Raw genomic sequence first — 14737 nt, forward strand, 5'->3', positions numbered from 1 at the left:
GTCACGGAGTTCAGGACATGGCCACCCCGCTTACGTATACGTGGTTTTATGAGCGAGTAAGGAACGGTGGGACGTGGGATTACAAACAACAAAAACGGGCTTACGCTGACTTCGGAAATTTTCATTACGGCGCTGTGGGTTATGCAGCGTGCATCCCTGAAAAGATTTTGCTTATTGCCGCTGGCGCGGCGCAGTGGAAGGCCGGCACATCAAGGCCGGAATGGGGCAATTTTACGGGGGCCCCGCCGTTTGGTGATGATCCGATGGACCAATTTTGGATAAAGCAAGGCATAGACTATGTTAAGCAGCACCACTATTAAGGCGTTTAAGATGTTGCATTGGGTGGCTACATTCACCATGGCTATCGTGATTGCGGGATACTGTTATTTTCAGCATATCCAGCGCTTAACGGTGAGTGACAAACTTTATGAGGTTCGCCAACTCACGCCCCGTACGTGGTTATATATAACTGAATATGACGGCTCGAACATGACCACAGGGGAAGTATATCGTTATTTTTTAGCAAGCAAGATTGACGGCGATCCGCTGGCGGCTCTCGAAAAACAACATATCGCCCCAACGCTTACCGCGAACACCGCCCGTGCGAAAGTTGACGGCATAGGCAACAATATCTCATTTACTGTTTATGGCACCGTGTACAGCTTTACAACGTCCGCATTTTTTTATGATGCTGAGGGAATAGCTGCCGCGCCGTCAATCGACTTAACGGCCCGTGGCGAGGGCGAGGGCTGGGGCAAGGGGAAATTTAGTCGATAGATAATTATTTATTTAAAAATCCCCTGCGGTCGTGTCAATGACTCGATGAGCCGCGTGTACGTTTCACGGCGTACCCGTAGCGGTTCATGGATCAAAAGTACATTGTGATTGCCCGCCGGGTATTACCCATGCAGGTTAATGGCTGGGGCGAGGGGGAGATCCGGTTGATATTGTCAGGGAAGAACTTCCCTGCAAAAATTACAGCCAGAATCCCCCACATACGATCTGCGAATTCGCAGAAAATTACCGTTAAAAAACGAAACCGACACGCGGATCCGTCAAAATTACGAATTCGCAATTTGAAATGTTAAGTTTTGCTAAGGTTCTGGCGCTCGTCACAAATAACAGTTCACAGCATGAATCTCTAAAATGTGATGATGGACACGCCGGGCGCAGAACATAATATCATTTTAATTGTTGTGGTTTATGCAGTTTGCTCCACTAGCTGCAACCGGCGTGAGTGCGCCCCAAACATTACCGCACCCGCCTGCGGTTTTTGGATCATAAAAATTTTTCAGTTTTATTTTTCTTCAAACCAGACCGCCAGACCGCGCCAGTGCTGGCGGCTTTGTGGAAAACCGAAACTGAAAAAGATTGAAAAGAATTTCAGTATTTTTCAGTGAAATGGATCCGATGAGGATTTTGTGAATTCTCAACCAACAGATAAATAAGGATATTTATTGTTTTATGTGAAGCTGGAGGAGCGAGTCATATACAGAAACATAACTTTGAAAAATTAGCAGAAGTCAAATGGGGGGCGGGTTGACAGTGAAATTTACAATGGGACTGGAGTGAAAAAATTGAACGACCTAGATCATTTTTTGCGAGTGGGCAAACTGTACTTCATATGGGAATCTGCGGAAACTTGGGATGCAACAATCGAAAGCACTGGTCATGGATTAAGCCGCGTGGCGTAGCATACAAAACAGAGCAACCGACGCTCACCGATGCGATTTAGCTTAATAACAAGAGTTGTAAGCAATTTTATAAGGAAATATAACTTTTTGGCTCAGTGGTTGAGCCGAACCGTCCGGGATTTGGCTCAATTGGAATTCTTCATCTACGATTAATTTGCATGGCTAGCCCACAAGTGCCTTGATTGTGGCTTCGGCTGCCGATCCCAATACCGACATTACACCAAAATTTATTTCCTGAAGTGAAGCCAGACTCATTTATTCTTAGTTCATCACCATTTATCTTAACTTCTACCCCGTTGCAATATAGGCTCCCTCTTGTTATCACAACTTTATTAGGAGGTTTAAAATCAATCTCGAGCAAAATTACTCTCTCTTTTTCTCTTATAGTCAATTTTGTGCCGACAAGTTGTATGTCCCAAGCATTAATGTTGTAAATCAACTGGTTGTTTATGATTGATAGCAAAGGGTTATTTTCACGGTCGAATAAGTTAACGTTGAGCAAGATATGATTGTCTTGAATAACAAAACCTATAAGTGGAATTCCATCCACCATCACTGGAGCGCCCCAAACAAAGGATTGTTCTTCTGTGATCGGAGTGAAAAACTCATCAGTCCCAATTTTTACGCTCATCTCGGAGCCTGAAAAATGAAGCGTGTATGGCGGAGATACCCCTGCACGAAGGTTGAAAGGGTCTAGATTGGCTTTGCGTACATCTTCTTTTGGCAGCCACCCATTAGTTTTTTCTTTATGATGTTTATCACATAGCAGGGTGATCTCCTCTGCAACGTGTCTTTTCACTTCCGCCCATTCCTCCATATGTTCATATTCATATAGGGGGGTCCCACAAATTACACATCCAAACCCACAGCGTTGCCGGACTTCCCTCTGAATAGGTCTTGGTATGTTCCTGCTCGTACATGCAGCACTTTCAGTCATATTGCGTTTCCTCGGATTAGTCGACGTTTGTTGCCAACCGGTCTAAGAAAGACAGAACAGCGACAAAATTTTCTTTAAGAAGAACTCTGCTAAATCAATGTACTTGTATGGAGTGGGTCTGGAAAGACATGATACCGAAAAGTCTTGCGACACTTTTGCGACAGTCATATGTTAGACAACAAAAAAGCCACTCAATCGAGTGGCTTAATCATATGATTTTAAAGCTAAAATTTGGTGGCCCCTGCTGGACTTGAACCAGCGACCAAGCGATTATGAGTCGCCTGCTCTAACCACTGAGCTAAGGGGCCGTGGCGGTGAATTATAAAGTAACTCCCCGCAGCAATCCAGCCATTCACACCTGCCTGCTGTTTTTATAAACAACGCATTATCAATCCTTTATACTTCCATAACGATGTATCAGCGGGAGTAAAGATGATCAACGACATTCTGGCCCCTGGCCTGCGGGTGGTGTTCTGCGGAATCAACCCGGGCAAGTCCTCGGCGCACACCGGTTTTCACTTTGCCCATCCGGGCAATCGCTTCTGGAAGGTGATCTACCAGGCCGGGTTTACCGACAGGTTACTCAAGCCCGAAGAGGAGCAGCATCTGCTGGACACGCGCTGCGGAATTACAATGCTGGTCGAGCGGCCGACGGTACAGGCAAGCGAGGTCAACCTGCATGAACTGCGCAGCGGCGGGCGGGAGCTGGTGAAGAAGATTGAAGACTACCAGCCGGCCGCGCTGGCGATCCTCGGCAAGCAGGCCTACGAGCAGGCATTCAGCCAGCGTGGGGCTAAGTGGGGTAAGCAGAGCATCATGATTGGCGTTACGCAGGTGTGGGTGTTGCCGAACCCGAGCGGGCTCAACAGGGCGACGCTGGATAAGCTGGTGGAGGCCTACAGGGAGCTGGATGAGGCGCTGATGGTGCGGGGGCTTTAGCTCCTTTGCGGTCTGATGCCCTCACCCACAGGTCGAGGGAATAAACAAAAAAAGCTCCCGATTGGGAGCTTTTTCACTGTCAGAACAGATTAGTCGTCCAGGAAGCTACGCAGCACTTCAGAGCGGCTTGGGTGACGCAGCTTACGCAGCGCCTTCGCTTCGATCTGACGGATACGTTCGCGGGTAACGTCGAACTGTTTACCCACTTCTTCCAGCGTGTGGTCGGTGTTCATATCGATACCGAAACGCATACGCAGCACTTTCGCTTCACGGGCGGTCAGGCCAGCCAGAACATCGTGCGTTGCGGCACGCAGGCTTTCGGTGGTGGCAGAGTCCAGCGGCAGCTCGAGGGTGGTATCCTCGATGAAATCACCCAGATGCGAATCTTCATCATCACCAATTGGTGTTTCCATGGAGATTGGTTCTTTGGCGATCTTCAGCACTTTACGGATCTTGTCTTCCGGCATCAGCATGCGCTCGGCCAGCTCTTCCGGCGTCGGCTCGCGACCCATCTCCTGCAGCATCTGGCGGGAAATACGGTTGAGCTTGTTGATGGTCTCAATCATATGCACCGGAATACGGATGGTGCGCGCCTGATCCGCGATAGAGCGGGTGATAGCCTGACGGATCCACCAGGTTGCGTAGGTGGAGAACTTGTAACCACGACGGTATTCAAACTTATCTACCGCTTTCATCAGACCGATGTTGCCTTCCTGAATCAGATCCAGGAACTGCAGACCGCGGTTGGTGTATTTCTTGGCGATAGAGATAACCAGACGCAAGTTCGCTTCAACCATCTCTTTCTTCGCACGGCGGGCTTTCGCTTCACCGATGGACATGCGACGGTTGATATCTTTAACCTGCTCGATGGTCAGGCCGGTCTCTTCTTCAATCTGCTGCAGCTTCTGCAGGCCGCGATACACGTCTTCTTTCACGTCGTGTAGTTTTTCAGACCACGGCTTGTTCATCGCAATAGCCGCGTTGAACCAGGTTTCGCTGGTTTCGTTGCCGGTGAAGAGGGTGATGAAGTTCTTCTTCGGCATTTTGCACTGCTCAACGCACAGCTTCATGATGATGCGTTCCTGGGTACGTACGCGATCCATCATCACGCGCATGCTGTTCACCAGGTAGTCGAACTGTTTTGGCACCAGGCGGAACTGTTTGAACACTTCAGACAGTTTCAGGATCTCTTCCTGAGCGGCTGCGTGGCTGCGGCCTTTCGCTTTGATGGTGTCACGCGTCACTTCGTACTGAGTACGCAGCTCGGCAAACTTCTCGCGCGCCAGTTCCGGGTCGATGCTGTTGTCATCATCGGCGCTGTCGTCGTCGCTCTCTTCCTCATCTTCGTCTTCGTCATCATCCATCTCTTCCTGAGACAGTTCAGAACCGACGTGAGTGGCGGTAGGTGCCATATCTTCTTCAGCGTTCGGGTCGACAAAACCGGTGATCAGGTCAGACAGGCGCGCTTCTTCCGCTTCAACGCGATCGTACTGCTCCAGCAGATAGGTGATCGCTTCCGGGTACTCGGCAACAGAGCACTGAACCTGGTTGATCCCATCTTCGATGCGTTTTGCGATGTCAATTTCGCCTTCGCGGGTCAACAGTTCAACGGTACCCATTTCGCGCATGTACATGCGGACCGGGTCAGTGGTACGCCCGATTTCAGATTCCACGCTGGACAGTACCTGTGCAGCAGCTTCTTCCGCATCTTCGTCAGTGTTGTTGGAGGTTTCAGCCAGCAACAGATCATCGGCATCCGGTGCTTCTTCCATCACCTGAATGCCCATGTCATTGATCATTTGGATGATGTCTTCGATTTGATCTGAATCGACGATATCTTCCGGCAGATGGTCATTGACCTCGGCATAGGTCAGATAGCCTTGCTCCTTACCACGTTGGACAAGAAGTTTCAGCTGTGACTGCGGGTTTTGCTCCATAAGACGGTATCCACACTTAATTCGTTTGATTGGTGTCGGCGATGGGGCTGCCAACCTTTAAAGCGAGGGCGTACTTATATTTTTGCCGCTGCCTCTCAGTGCGGCTGCCGGGGGCTTCCCGATCGATATTCGGCACTTAAGCCGTTAAATTTCTTTATTTCTTCGCCAGTTCCTGGTTAATCATCCAGAGCTCCCGGCGTTCTTCGCTGCTCAAACCGTGTGTGCGCTCGCGAGCTATCAACTCTTCCTGGCGCAGCTCAAGCATCGAATCAAACATATGGTTGAGTGAGTCGGTGAACGTTTTTTCTGCAATGTCCTTATCTGCTATATCGTCCCACATCGACAATTTTTCAAGGGTAGCGGCCTCTTTTGTGCCGCGATAATGCTCTAAAAGTTGTCCGGTGGTCAGACCTGGCTGAGACAAACAGGTGTTGACCAGTTCTGAAAATAAGCCAAGTCCGGGCAATTTTTCGTGGTTCAAACCCGCCAGCGACGGCACCTGTGGCGCCAGCTCGGGGTTTTGTACCAGTAACCCTATCAGTATACGCATGGTTGTGCGTTTTAGCTGAGGCGCGGGGCGAACCGCACCGTTTTCAGCCTGTTTAGGCATTAAACGTTCAAGCTGGCTGTCATCCAGAATGCCGAGCTTGTTGCCTAACTCCTGACGCAGGTAGATGCGCAGCGTTTCGCCGGGCACCTGACTGATTAACGGCAGCGCCAGCGTGCTGAGCTGCGCGCGCCCGTCAGGAGTACTCAAATCGACCTGCGGCATCAGGCTGTTAAACAAAAACGTGGAGAGCGGCTGTGCCTGCTCCATCCGCGCTTCAAACGCCGCTTTGCCCTCTTTACGCACCAGCGTATCCGGGTCTTCACCGTCGGGCAGGAACATAAAGCGCAACTGACGCCCGTCGGTCATATAGGGTAGCGCGGTTTCCAGCGCGCGCCAGGCGGCATCGCGTCCGGCGCGGTCTCCGTCGTAACAACAAATCACGTTGTTGGTCACGCGGAACAGCAGCTGGATGTGATCCGCCGTCGTGGACGTTCCTAACGACGCAACCGCGTAGTTAATGTCGTACTGCGCCAGCGCAACGACGTCCATATAGCCTTCGACGACCAGAAGACGCGGTGGTTCCGCGTTATCCTGCTGCGCCTCATAAAGGCCGTAAAGCTGGCGGCCCTTATGGAAAATATCGGTTTCCGGGGAGTTGAGGTACTTCGGCAGGGCATCACCCAGCACGCGACCACCAAAACCAATTACCCGGCCTCGCTTGTCGCGGATTGGGAACATTACCCGTTCGCGGAAGCGGTCGTAGCTTCGTCCCTGGTCGTTGGTGACCAGCATGCCTGCATCGATGAGAGACTTACGATCTTCGCTATTGCCACCAAAACGCTTTAACACGTTGTCCCAGCCGGGCGGGGCGTAGCCAATAGCGAAACGCGCAATAACATCGTCGCTCAGTCCGCGCTTGTTCAGATACTGACGCGCAGGCTCAGCCGCAGAGTGCTTAAGAGACTGTTGGTAAAACGAATTCAGGCCATCAATCAGTTGATACAGCGTTTGCCGTTGATGGCGCTCGATCTGACTTGGCCCACTGCCAGCTTCATACGGCACTTCAAGGTTATGCATTGCCGCCAGCTCTTCGACGGTTTCAACGAACTCGAGCTTGTCGTAGTTCATTAAAAAATCGACGGCATTACCGTGAGCACCACAGCCGAAGCAATGGTAAAACTGCTTTTCACCGTTTACGGTGAAGGAGGGGGTTTTTTCGTTATGGAACGGACAGCACGCATGGTAATTCTTGCCCTGCTTCTTCAGCTTTACCCGCGCGTCGATGAGATCGACGATGTCGGTTCTGGCGAGCAGGTCATTGATGAAAACGCGTGGGATTCTTCCGGCCATATGCCCCAAAATTTAAGCGACTTATAAACGAAAACAAGCCGCGCATTCCTTCCGGAAGCACGGCCTTACGACTACTACTCTGTCTGTCAATTGAGGGCTGAGGCCCTCAACCAATTAGTACAGACGAGTACGGCGTGCGTTTTCGCGAGCCAGTTTCTTCGCGTGACGTTTCACAGCGGAAGCTTTAGCGCGCTTACGTTCGGTCGTTGGTTTTTCATAAAACTCACGACGACGAACTTCAGCCAGAACACCTGCTTTCTCGCATGAACGTTTGAAGCGACGCAGTGCTACGTCGAACGGCTCGTTTTCACGTACTTTAATTACCGGCATGTAACTCTCACCTTTAATAAATTCGGTTTGCCGCTGGCATCAACGCCAGCTTATTTCAAAATGGTGCGGAATTTTACTGCAAATGCTGCTGCTTTGTAAAGCACCGATGCGATTTTGAAAGGGACTTTAATAAGGGTGAGGAGTATACACGAGCCTTCTTCCTGGGGCGAACAAAGTTTTACATCAACCCGCCCAGGCTCTACACTGCGCGGTATTGAAACGAGGTAAAACAAGTCATGCGTGTACTGGGTATTGAAACATCCTGCGATGAAACCGGCATCGCCATTTACGACGACGAAAAAGGGCTTCTGGCCAACCAACTGTATAGTCAGGTGAAATTGCACGCTGACTACGGAGGCGTCGTGCCTGAACTGGCCTCTCGTGACCACGTGCGTAAAACGGTTCCCCTGATTCAGGCGGCGCTGAAAGAGGCCGGGTTAAGTTCAACCGATATTGATGCCGTAGCCTACACTGCGGGTCCGGGTCTGGTCGGCGCGCTGCTGGTCGGTGCGACCGTTGGCCGTTCGCTGGCCTTCGCGTGGGATGTGCCGGCCATCCCGGTTCACCATATGGAAGGGCACCTTCTGGCACCGATGCTGGAAGAGAATCCGCCTGAATTCCCGTTTGTGGCGCTGCTGGTCTCCGGCGGCCATACGCAGCTGATTAGCGTCACGGGCATTGGCAAGTACGAGCTGCTGGGCGAGTCAATCGACGACGCTGCCGGTGAAGCGTTCGACAAAACCGCCAAGCTGCTGGGGCTGGATTACCCAGGCGGCCCGATGCTGTCCAAAATGGCGGCGCAGGGAACGGAAGGGCGCTTTGTCTTCCCGCGTCCGATGACCGACCGTCCGGGGCTGGACTTCAGCTTCTCCGGGCTGAAAACCTTCGCGGCCAACACGATCCGCAATAACGACGACAGCGAGCAGACCCGCGCCGATATCGCCCGCGCGTTTGAAGATGCGGTGGTGGATACGCTGATGATCAAGTGCAAGCGCGCGCTGGATCAGACCGGCTTCAAGCGTCTGGTGATGGCGGGCGGCGTCAGCGCCAACCGCACGCTGCGCGCGAAGCTCGCCGAGATGATGCAAAAGCGTCGTGGGGAAGTGTTCTACGCCCGTCCCGAATTCTGTACCGATAACGGTGCGATGATTGCCTACGCCGGTATGGTGCGCCTGAATGCGGGCGCAACGTCTGACCTGAGCGTGTCCGTGCGTCCGCGCTGGCCGCTGGCGGAACTGCCTGAGGCGTGAGTTTTTTTGCCCGGTGGCGCTGCGCTTACCGGGCCTACAAAACCGTAGGCCGGGTCAGGCGAAGCCGCCACCCGGCAATAACCCGCACTACACCCGCAGCATCCCTTTCTCTTCCAGAAACGCAATAATCGTCCCCAGACCGTCTCCCGCTTTCAGGTTGGTAAAGGTCCACGGACGCTCGCCGCGCATGCGGTTGGTGTCGCGCTCCATCACCTCCAACGAGGCGCCGACGTACGGCGCGAGATCGGTTTTGTTAATCACCAGAAAATCGGACTTGGTGATCCCCGGCCCGCCCTTGCGCGGAATTTTTTCCCCTTCGGCCACGTCAATCACGTAGATGGTCAGATCCGCCAGCTCCGGGCTGAAGGTCGCGCTCAGGTTGTCCCCGCCGCTTTCCACGAAGATCAGATCCAGATTGCCGAACTTCTCGCTGAGCGCTTCCACCGCCGCCAGGTTCATCGAGGCGTCTTCGCGGATGGCGGTATGCGGGCAGCCGCCGGTCTCCACGCCCACGATGCGCTCCGGTGCCAGCGCGCCCGCCTCGGTCAGGATGCGCTGATCCTCTTTGGTGTAGATATCGTTGGTCACCACCGCCAGGTGATACGTGTCGCGCATTGCCTTGCAGAGCGCTTCCAGCAGCGCGGTTTTGCCCGACCCTACCGGGCCACCCACGCCCACGCGCAGGGGATGTTTGTAATCAGCCATGTTGACTCCTCAGGAACGGAATAGTCGTGAATATTGGGTTTCGTGGCGCGCGGAGGCGATGGCGGACAGCGGCGTAGCTGCTCCCAGCGCGTCGTCGCGACGTAAAAAGGCCTGTTCAAGCCCGGCGGCAAAATGGTCGCTCAGTTCGATAATCAGCTGCTGCGCGGCCTGCTGCCCAAACGGCACCAGCTTGACGCCTGCCATGACCGCGCTCTCAATCCAGCTGTAACCGAGGCTCAGCGCCAGCTCGCGCACGTCAATGCCCCAGCGCACGCCGAGCCACGCCATGCCGCAGAGCTGGCTTTGCCTGCACAGCGCCAGCCATTCTGCCGGGCAGTCCGGCTCCCAGCTTTTGATGAGACGCGTAAAGGCCGCTCCGCGGTTGCGTTCTTCTTCGCGCAGCTCGCGCGTTTCCCGACAGGCGAGCAGGTATGCCGTCCAGCGTCTGGCCGTCGCCAGGTCGTTCCGATTGCAGGCCTGGCAGAGACGGTGAAACAGCGGCAGATCGACGCAGAAAAAACTCTGCTCCATCTGCTGGATCTGCCAGCGTTTAAAGGCGTCGGCGTCCGTGACCCAGCCCGCCTCCACGGCCCACTCCAGCCCCTGCGACCAGGTAAACGACCCGACCGGCAGGCTGCTGCTGGAGAGCTGCATCAGGCGCAGCCACTGGCGGGCGTGCTCCATCAGCTCATCAGCGCCAGCAGGGCGGAGACGATCAGCCCGCCGCCGAAGGTTTTACGCAGACCGTCGTGACGGCGCAGCAGCAGCCCAGCGGCAAAGCTGGCGCACAGCACCGTGGCGCTGGCGAACATAAACCCGCTGGTGAACAGCCAGAAGCTATGGCCGGACATCTCCACGCCGTGCGCCCAGCCGTGGAACATCGCCAGGGCAGGCACCGCGAGCAGCAGACGGTTTTCAGTCTTAAACATCATCACGCCGCTGACCGCCAGCGAGGCAATAATCAGCATCTCCATGCCGCTAAAGCCGCCGAGCAGGCTGCCTGCGATGGCGCCGACAAGCATCATCCCGAGGGTGGCAAACGGCAGCAGGAGCTTGCGGCCGCTCAGTGCCGAGAGCACGCCTGCACCGGTGAGCATCAGGAGATGATCGAGCCCGGTCAGCGGATGGAAAAAACCAGCCTGAAAGCTGTCGGCACCGTGGCCGGGATGCGCGAGCGCGGGAACGGAAAAAGCCAGCAGTAACAGGGGGAGTAACTTGCGCATGATGGATCCTTAATGTGAATGGGCGTGAGAATGGCTATGGGCATCGCTGGCGTAAGCGCCCGCTTCCGGTTCAAACGGCAGGCTGGCGTAGGTCACCTCCAGCCCAAACTGGCGCAGCATGTCGTCGAGAACGTGATCGTGGTGATAGCGCAGCTCGCCGGGCATCACCTGCAGCGGCACGTGGCGGTTGCCCAGGTGGTAGCAGGCGCGGGCGAGCAGGAAAGGATCGGCACAGCGCACCACGGAGACCGACTCCGGGGCGGCGATCACTTCGATCACTTCGCTGCCGTCGTCGGTGGTCAGCAGGTCCCCCCCGCGCAGCAGCAGGCCGCGCGGCAGCATCAGCCCGGCTTCGCGGCCGTCGTTCAGCGCTACGCGGGCGCGGCTTTTCACCCGCACGTCAATCGGCAGCGTGACGCTGGCGGTAGTCGGGTGCGCGTGGTCCAGGCGTTGGGTCAGATAAATCATCATCACTCCTCAAAACAGGAAATAGCGTTGCGCCATCGGCAGAACGTCAGCCGGTTCGCTGGTAATCAGTTCGCCGTCGACGCGCACCTCGTAGGTTTGCGAGTCGACGGTGATGTTCGGTTGCAGAGCGTTATGGATCATGTCGGCCTTTTTCACCGTCCGGCAGCCTTTCACCACCGCCGTGGCGCTCTGCAGGTTGAGCTGCTGGGGGATACCGTTCGCACTGGCGGCCTGCGAGATAAACGTCAGCCGTGTGGCGTGGCGCGCGGCGCCCAGCGATCCAAACATCGGGCGGTAATGGACCGGCTGCGGCGTGGGGATTGAAGCGTTGATGTCGCCCATCGGCGCGCAGGCGATCATCCCACCTTTGACGATGGTGGTGGGCTTGACGCCGAAGAACGCCGGGGACCAGACCACCAGATCTGCCAGCTTGCCCGCCTCAATCGAGCCCACTTCGTGGGCGATACCGTGGGTCAGCGCCGGGTTAATGGTGTACTTGGCGACATAGCGCTTCACGCGGAAGTTGTCGTTATCGCCGGTCTCTTCCGGCAGCGCGCCGCGCTGAACCTTCATGCGGTGCGCGACCTGCCAGGTGCGGATAATCACTTCCCCAACGCGGCCCATGGCCTGCGAGTCTGACGACGTGAGCGAAAACGCGCCGATGTCGTGCAGCACGTCTTCCGCGGCGATGGTTTCACGACGAATGCGGGATTCGGCAAACGCCACGTCCTCGGCAATATCCGGGTCGAGGTGATGACAAACCATCAGCATGTCGAGATGCTCGTCGATGGTATTGACCGTGTAGGGCAGCGTCGGGTTGGTGGAGGAGGGCAGAATATTCGGGTGCGCGCAGGCGGTGATGATATCCGGCGCGTGGCCACCGCCCGCCCCTTCGGTGTGGAAGGTGTGGATGGTGCGCCCGCCAATGGCGGCCAGCGTATCTTCGACAAACCCGGACTCGTTCAGCGTGTCGCTGTGCAGCGCCACCTGAATGTCCATCTCTTCGGCCACCTCCAGCGAGCAGTTGATCGCCGCAGGCGTGGCGCCCCAGTCTTCGTGGATCTTCAGCCCGATTGCGCCCGCGGCGATCTGCTCGCGCAGGGCCGCCGGGTTGGAACCGTTACCCTTGCCGAGCAGGCCGATATTCACCGGCAGCGTATCGGCAGCCTGCAGCATGCGGGCGATATACCACGGCCCCGGCGTACAGGTGGTGGCGTTGGTGCCCGCCGCCGGACCGGTGCCGCCGCCGATCATGGTGGTGACGCCGGAGACCAGCGCCTCTTCCGCCTGCTGCGGGCAGATCCAGTGGATGTGGGTGTCGATCCCGCCTGCGGTGACGATCTTCCCTTCGGCGGCAATCACTTCCGTCGCCGCGCCAATCGGGATCGTCACGCCGGGCTGGATGTCCGGGTTCCCGGCTTTACCGACAGCAAAGATCCGCCCGTTCTTGACGCCAATATCGGCTTTCACGATCCCCCAGTGATCGACGATCAGCGCGTTGGTCAGCACCAGATCCACGCAGTCGTCTGCGGTCATCTGCCCCTGACCCATGCCGTCGCGGATCACCTTCCCGCCGCCGAACTTGACCTCTTCGCCGTAGATCGTGAGATCGTCTTCTACTTCAATCCACAGCTCGCTGTCGGCCAGCCGCACTTTATCCCCGGTGGTGGGGCCGAACATATCGGCGTAAGCCTGGCGCGAAATCTCAGCCATGTTTCACCTCGCCCATTACCTCGCCGCGAAAGCCGACAATGCGCTGCGCACCCGAGACCTGAACCAGCGTCACTTCCCGCTTCTGGCCGGGCTCAAAGCGCACGGCGGTGCCGGCCGGGATGTTTAACCGGTAGCCTCGGGTCGCCTCACGGTCAAACTTCAGCGCCGGGTTGACCTCGTAAAAGTGATAGTGCGATCCGACCTGGATCGGCCTGTCGCCGTGATTTTCGACAATCACGGTTTGGGTTTCGCGCCCGACGTTGATCGCAATCGTGCCGGGCTGGATCTGGTATTCGCCTGGGATCATCACGCGCTCCTTAGACGATCGGGTTGTGGACGGTGACGAGCTTGGATCCGTCCGGGAAGGTGGCTTCCACCTGAATGTCCGGGATCATCTCCGGCACGCCCTCCATCACCTGGTCGCGCGTCAGGACGTGGCGGCCCGCCTCCATCAGCGAGGCGACGGTTTCGCCATCGCGCGCGCCTTCCATGATGAAGGCGCTGATCAGCGCGACCGATTCCGGGTAATTGAGCTTTACCCCGCGCGCAAGGCGGCGTTCGGCAACCAGCGCGGCGGTAAACAGCAACAGCTTGTCTTTTTCTCTGGGGGTCAGTTCCATAACGTTTCTCTTATGTCTGCCAGATACGCGGCGAACAGGCGGTTTTGGTGGTGAGAAGCGGGCGAAGCGACTGCCAGATATCGCGCATCACCCGCTGGCAAATCAGGTTGTCGTGGGAGAGAAAACGCACCGACAGCAGCTCGTCGGTGAGCGTTGCCCCCGCAAAATGGCCCAGAGGCGCGAGCAGCGCGCGCACCGTGTCGAGATGTTCTTCATTGGCCGGATAGAACAGCAGTGTGCCGATCCACGGGTGTCCGGCAACGGGCGTGAGATCGCCGTCGCCGAGGTGCTGACGCTCAATCAGGCGCGGTTCGTCCTCAACCCAGACTTCAAGGCGGCTCTCCAGCGTGCCGTGGCTGAAGGTCTCATTGATTACCGGTCGTCCCAGACAGTACAGCTCCCACGCCAGCAGCGTGCTGGAGGCCTTCAGGTGGAAGACGGAGCGCAGCGCGGCATTCGCCCCGGGGAAGATAATGGTGTCCTGCGGCAGCCACTCCAGCGTTGATCCCTCATCGAGATAAAAATGCTGGCTCAGACGCGCCTGCGGGCCGCTGCTGCGATAAAACTTGCTGGCGCCGGGCATGGTGATAAGCGTGTGGCTTTTGGCGTCCAGCCGAACGGAAATGTCCAGCGTATCGCCGCCCACAACCCCGCCCGGCGGGTGCAGCAGGTAAAGGTGGCAGGTTTCGCCTTCGGGATAAAATGGACGCTGAACGGTAAGCGGCCCGACGTGATGAGCGGAGTGCAGGAGGGTTTTCTCAGGGGTGTGACAAAACTGCAGGGCAAGCGACGCCTGCCAGCCTTTGTACGAATTATCAGTGACCTGAGCTGCTAACATGCTGCATCCATCTGCTCATCATCGGGGTCGTTTCAGTATGCCCTGGCAGAATTGAAGGCTGTCATATGAGTCGCTTATGGATAAAAAACGGCTCATATGAGCCGGTTTCTAACTTTTATAATCGCCCGGCGGCGCTACGCTTGCACGGGCCTACAAGAGAATGCGCAATGTAGGCTGGGTAAG

16 protein-coding genes and 1 tRNA gene are annotated in these 14737 nt (G+C 56.0%); 4 read left to right on the forward strand and 13 right to left on the reverse strand.

What is annotated here, in order from left to right; translation table 11 throughout:
* Positions 1-17 precede the first annotated feature (17 nt).
* Complete coding sequence (locus tag ACOTXF_RS04240; RefSeq protein WP_223861868.1) at positions 18-320, forward strand: polymorphic toxin type 44 domain-containing protein; 303 nt, start codon at positions 18-20, stop codon at positions 318-320.
* Positions 298-777 carry a hypothetical protein gene (locus ACOTXF_RS04245; RefSeq protein WP_047746822.1) on the forward strand — a complete coding sequence of 160 codons (480 nt, stop codon included), beginning with the start codon at positions 298-300 and terminating at the stop codon, positions 775-777. Before ACOTXF_RS04240 ends, ACOTXF_RS04245 begins: the two co-directional genes overlap by 23 nt.
* Before the next feature lie 1056 nt (positions 778-1833).
* On the opposite strand, the gene ACOTXF_RS04250 is transcribed toward ACOTXF_RS04245, so the two are convergent.
* Together ACOTXF_RS04250 and ACOTXF_RS04255 are read right to left on the reverse strand one after the other, a co-directional pair.
* On the reverse strand, positions 1834-2631 hold the full coding sequence (locus ACOTXF_RS04250; RefSeq protein ID WP_047746819.1) for a hypothetical protein: 798 nt from the start codon (positions 2629-2631) through the stop codon (positions 1834-1836).
* Between the two features lie 232 nt (positions 2632-2863).
* Positions 2864-2939: transfer RNA gene (locus ACOTXF_RS04255), tRNA-Ile, on the reverse strand.
* 124 nt (positions 2940-3063) lie between these two features.
* On the opposite strand from ACOTXF_RS04255, the gene mug reads away from it, so the two are divergent.
* Positions 3064-3570 (forward strand): G/U mismatch-specific DNA glycosylase, encoded by a 507-nt coding sequence (gene mug, locus ACOTXF_RS04260; RefSeq protein WP_008503183.1) that lies wholly within the window; start codon positions 3064-3066, stop codon positions 3568-3570.
* Positions 3571-3659: 89 nt separating this feature from the next.
* Here mug and rpoD read toward each other — a convergent pair whose 3' ends face one another.
* From rpoD to rpsU, 3 genes are all read right to left on the reverse strand, one after another.
* Positions 3660-5507 carry an RNA polymerase sigma factor RpoD gene (gene rpoD, locus ACOTXF_RS04265; protein WP_008503184.1) on the reverse strand — a complete coding sequence of 616 codons (1848 nt, stop codon included), beginning with the start codon at positions 5505-5507 and terminating at the stop codon, positions 3660-3662.
* A gap of 154 nt (positions 5508-5661) precedes the next feature.
* Positions 5662-7407, reverse strand: a complete 1746-nt coding sequence (gene dnaG / locus ACOTXF_RS04270) for a DNA primase (protein WP_394815762.1) — start codon at positions 7405-7407, stop codon at positions 5662-5664.
* A 114-nt stretch (positions 7408-7521) separates the two neighbouring features.
* Positions 7522-7737, reverse strand: a complete 216-nt coding sequence (gene rpsU, locus ACOTXF_RS04275) for a 30S ribosomal protein S21 (protein WP_001144069.1) — start codon at positions 7735-7737, stop codon at positions 7522-7524.
* 236 nt (positions 7738-7973) lie between these two features.
* On the opposite strand from rpsU, the gene tsaD reads away from it, so the two are divergent.
* Positions 7974-8987 carry a tRNA (adenosine(37)-N6)-threonylcarbamoyltransferase complex transferase subunit TsaD gene (gene tsaD, locus ACOTXF_RS04280; protein WP_008503186.1) on the forward strand — a complete coding sequence of 338 codons (1014 nt, stop codon included), beginning with the start codon at positions 7974-7976 and terminating at the stop codon, positions 8985-8987.
* A gap of 87 nt (positions 8988-9074) precedes the next feature.
* On the opposite strand, the gene ureG is transcribed toward tsaD, so the two are convergent.
* From ureG to ACOTXF_RS04320, 8 genes are read right to left on the reverse strand one after another with little or no spacing between them, the layout of a single operon-like run.
* Positions 9075-9692, reverse strand: a complete 618-nt coding sequence (gene ureG / locus ACOTXF_RS04285; RefSeq protein ID WP_008503187.1) for an urease accessory protein UreG — start codon at positions 9690-9692, stop codon at positions 9075-9077.
* Between the two features lie 9 nt (positions 9693-9701).
* Complete coding sequence (locus tag ACOTXF_RS04290) at positions 9702-10376, reverse strand: urease accessory protein UreF (protein ID WP_023344944.1); 675 nt, start codon at positions 10374-10376, stop codon at positions 9702-9704.
* Positions 10376-10915, reverse strand: coding sequence for a HupE/UreJ family protein (locus ACOTXF_RS04295; protein ID WP_032653478.1), 540 nt, complete (start codon positions 10913-10915; stop codon positions 10376-10378). Before ACOTXF_RS04295 ends, ACOTXF_RS04290 begins: the two co-directional genes overlap by 1 nt.
* A 9-nt stretch (positions 10916-10924) precedes the next feature.
* Positions 10925-11383: an urease accessory protein UreE gene (gene ureE / locus ACOTXF_RS04300; RefSeq protein WP_032675515.1), complete on the reverse strand. Its 459-nt coding sequence runs from the start codon at positions 11381-11383 to the stop codon at positions 10925-10927.
* Between the two features lie 9 nt (positions 11384-11392).
* Entirely contained in the window at positions 11393-13096 is a 1704-nt protein-coding gene (gene ureC, locus ACOTXF_RS04305) for an urease subunit alpha (protein WP_047746786.1), read from the reverse strand.
* A complete protein-coding gene (locus ACOTXF_RS04310) occupies positions 13089-13403 on the reverse strand; it encodes an urease subunit beta (protein ID WP_023294581.1) in 315 nt (104 codons plus the stop codon). Before ACOTXF_RS04310 ends, ureC begins: the two co-directional genes overlap by 8 nt.
* 10 nt (positions 13404-13413) lie before the next feature.
* Positions 13414-13716 carry an urease subunit gamma gene (locus ACOTXF_RS04315; RefSeq protein ID WP_003862556.1) on the reverse strand — a complete coding sequence of 101 codons (303 nt, stop codon included), beginning with the start codon at positions 13714-13716 and terminating at the stop codon, positions 13414-13416.
* Positions 13717-13726: 10 nt separating this feature from the next.
* The gene (locus tag ACOTXF_RS04320) at positions 13727-14554 is read right to left on the reverse strand and encodes an urease accessory protein UreD (RefSeq protein WP_047746784.1); all 828 of its coding nucleotides are present in this window, start codon (positions 14552-14554) and stop codon (positions 13727-13729) included.
* Positions 14555-14737: the final 183 nt, after the last annotated feature.

The sequence above is a fragment of the Enterobacter cloacae complex sp. IR53041 genome (genome assembly GCF_049238285.1).
GTDB lineage: Bacteria > Pseudomonadota > Gammaproteobacteria > Enterobacterales > Enterobacteriaceae > Enterobacter > Enterobacter roggenkampii.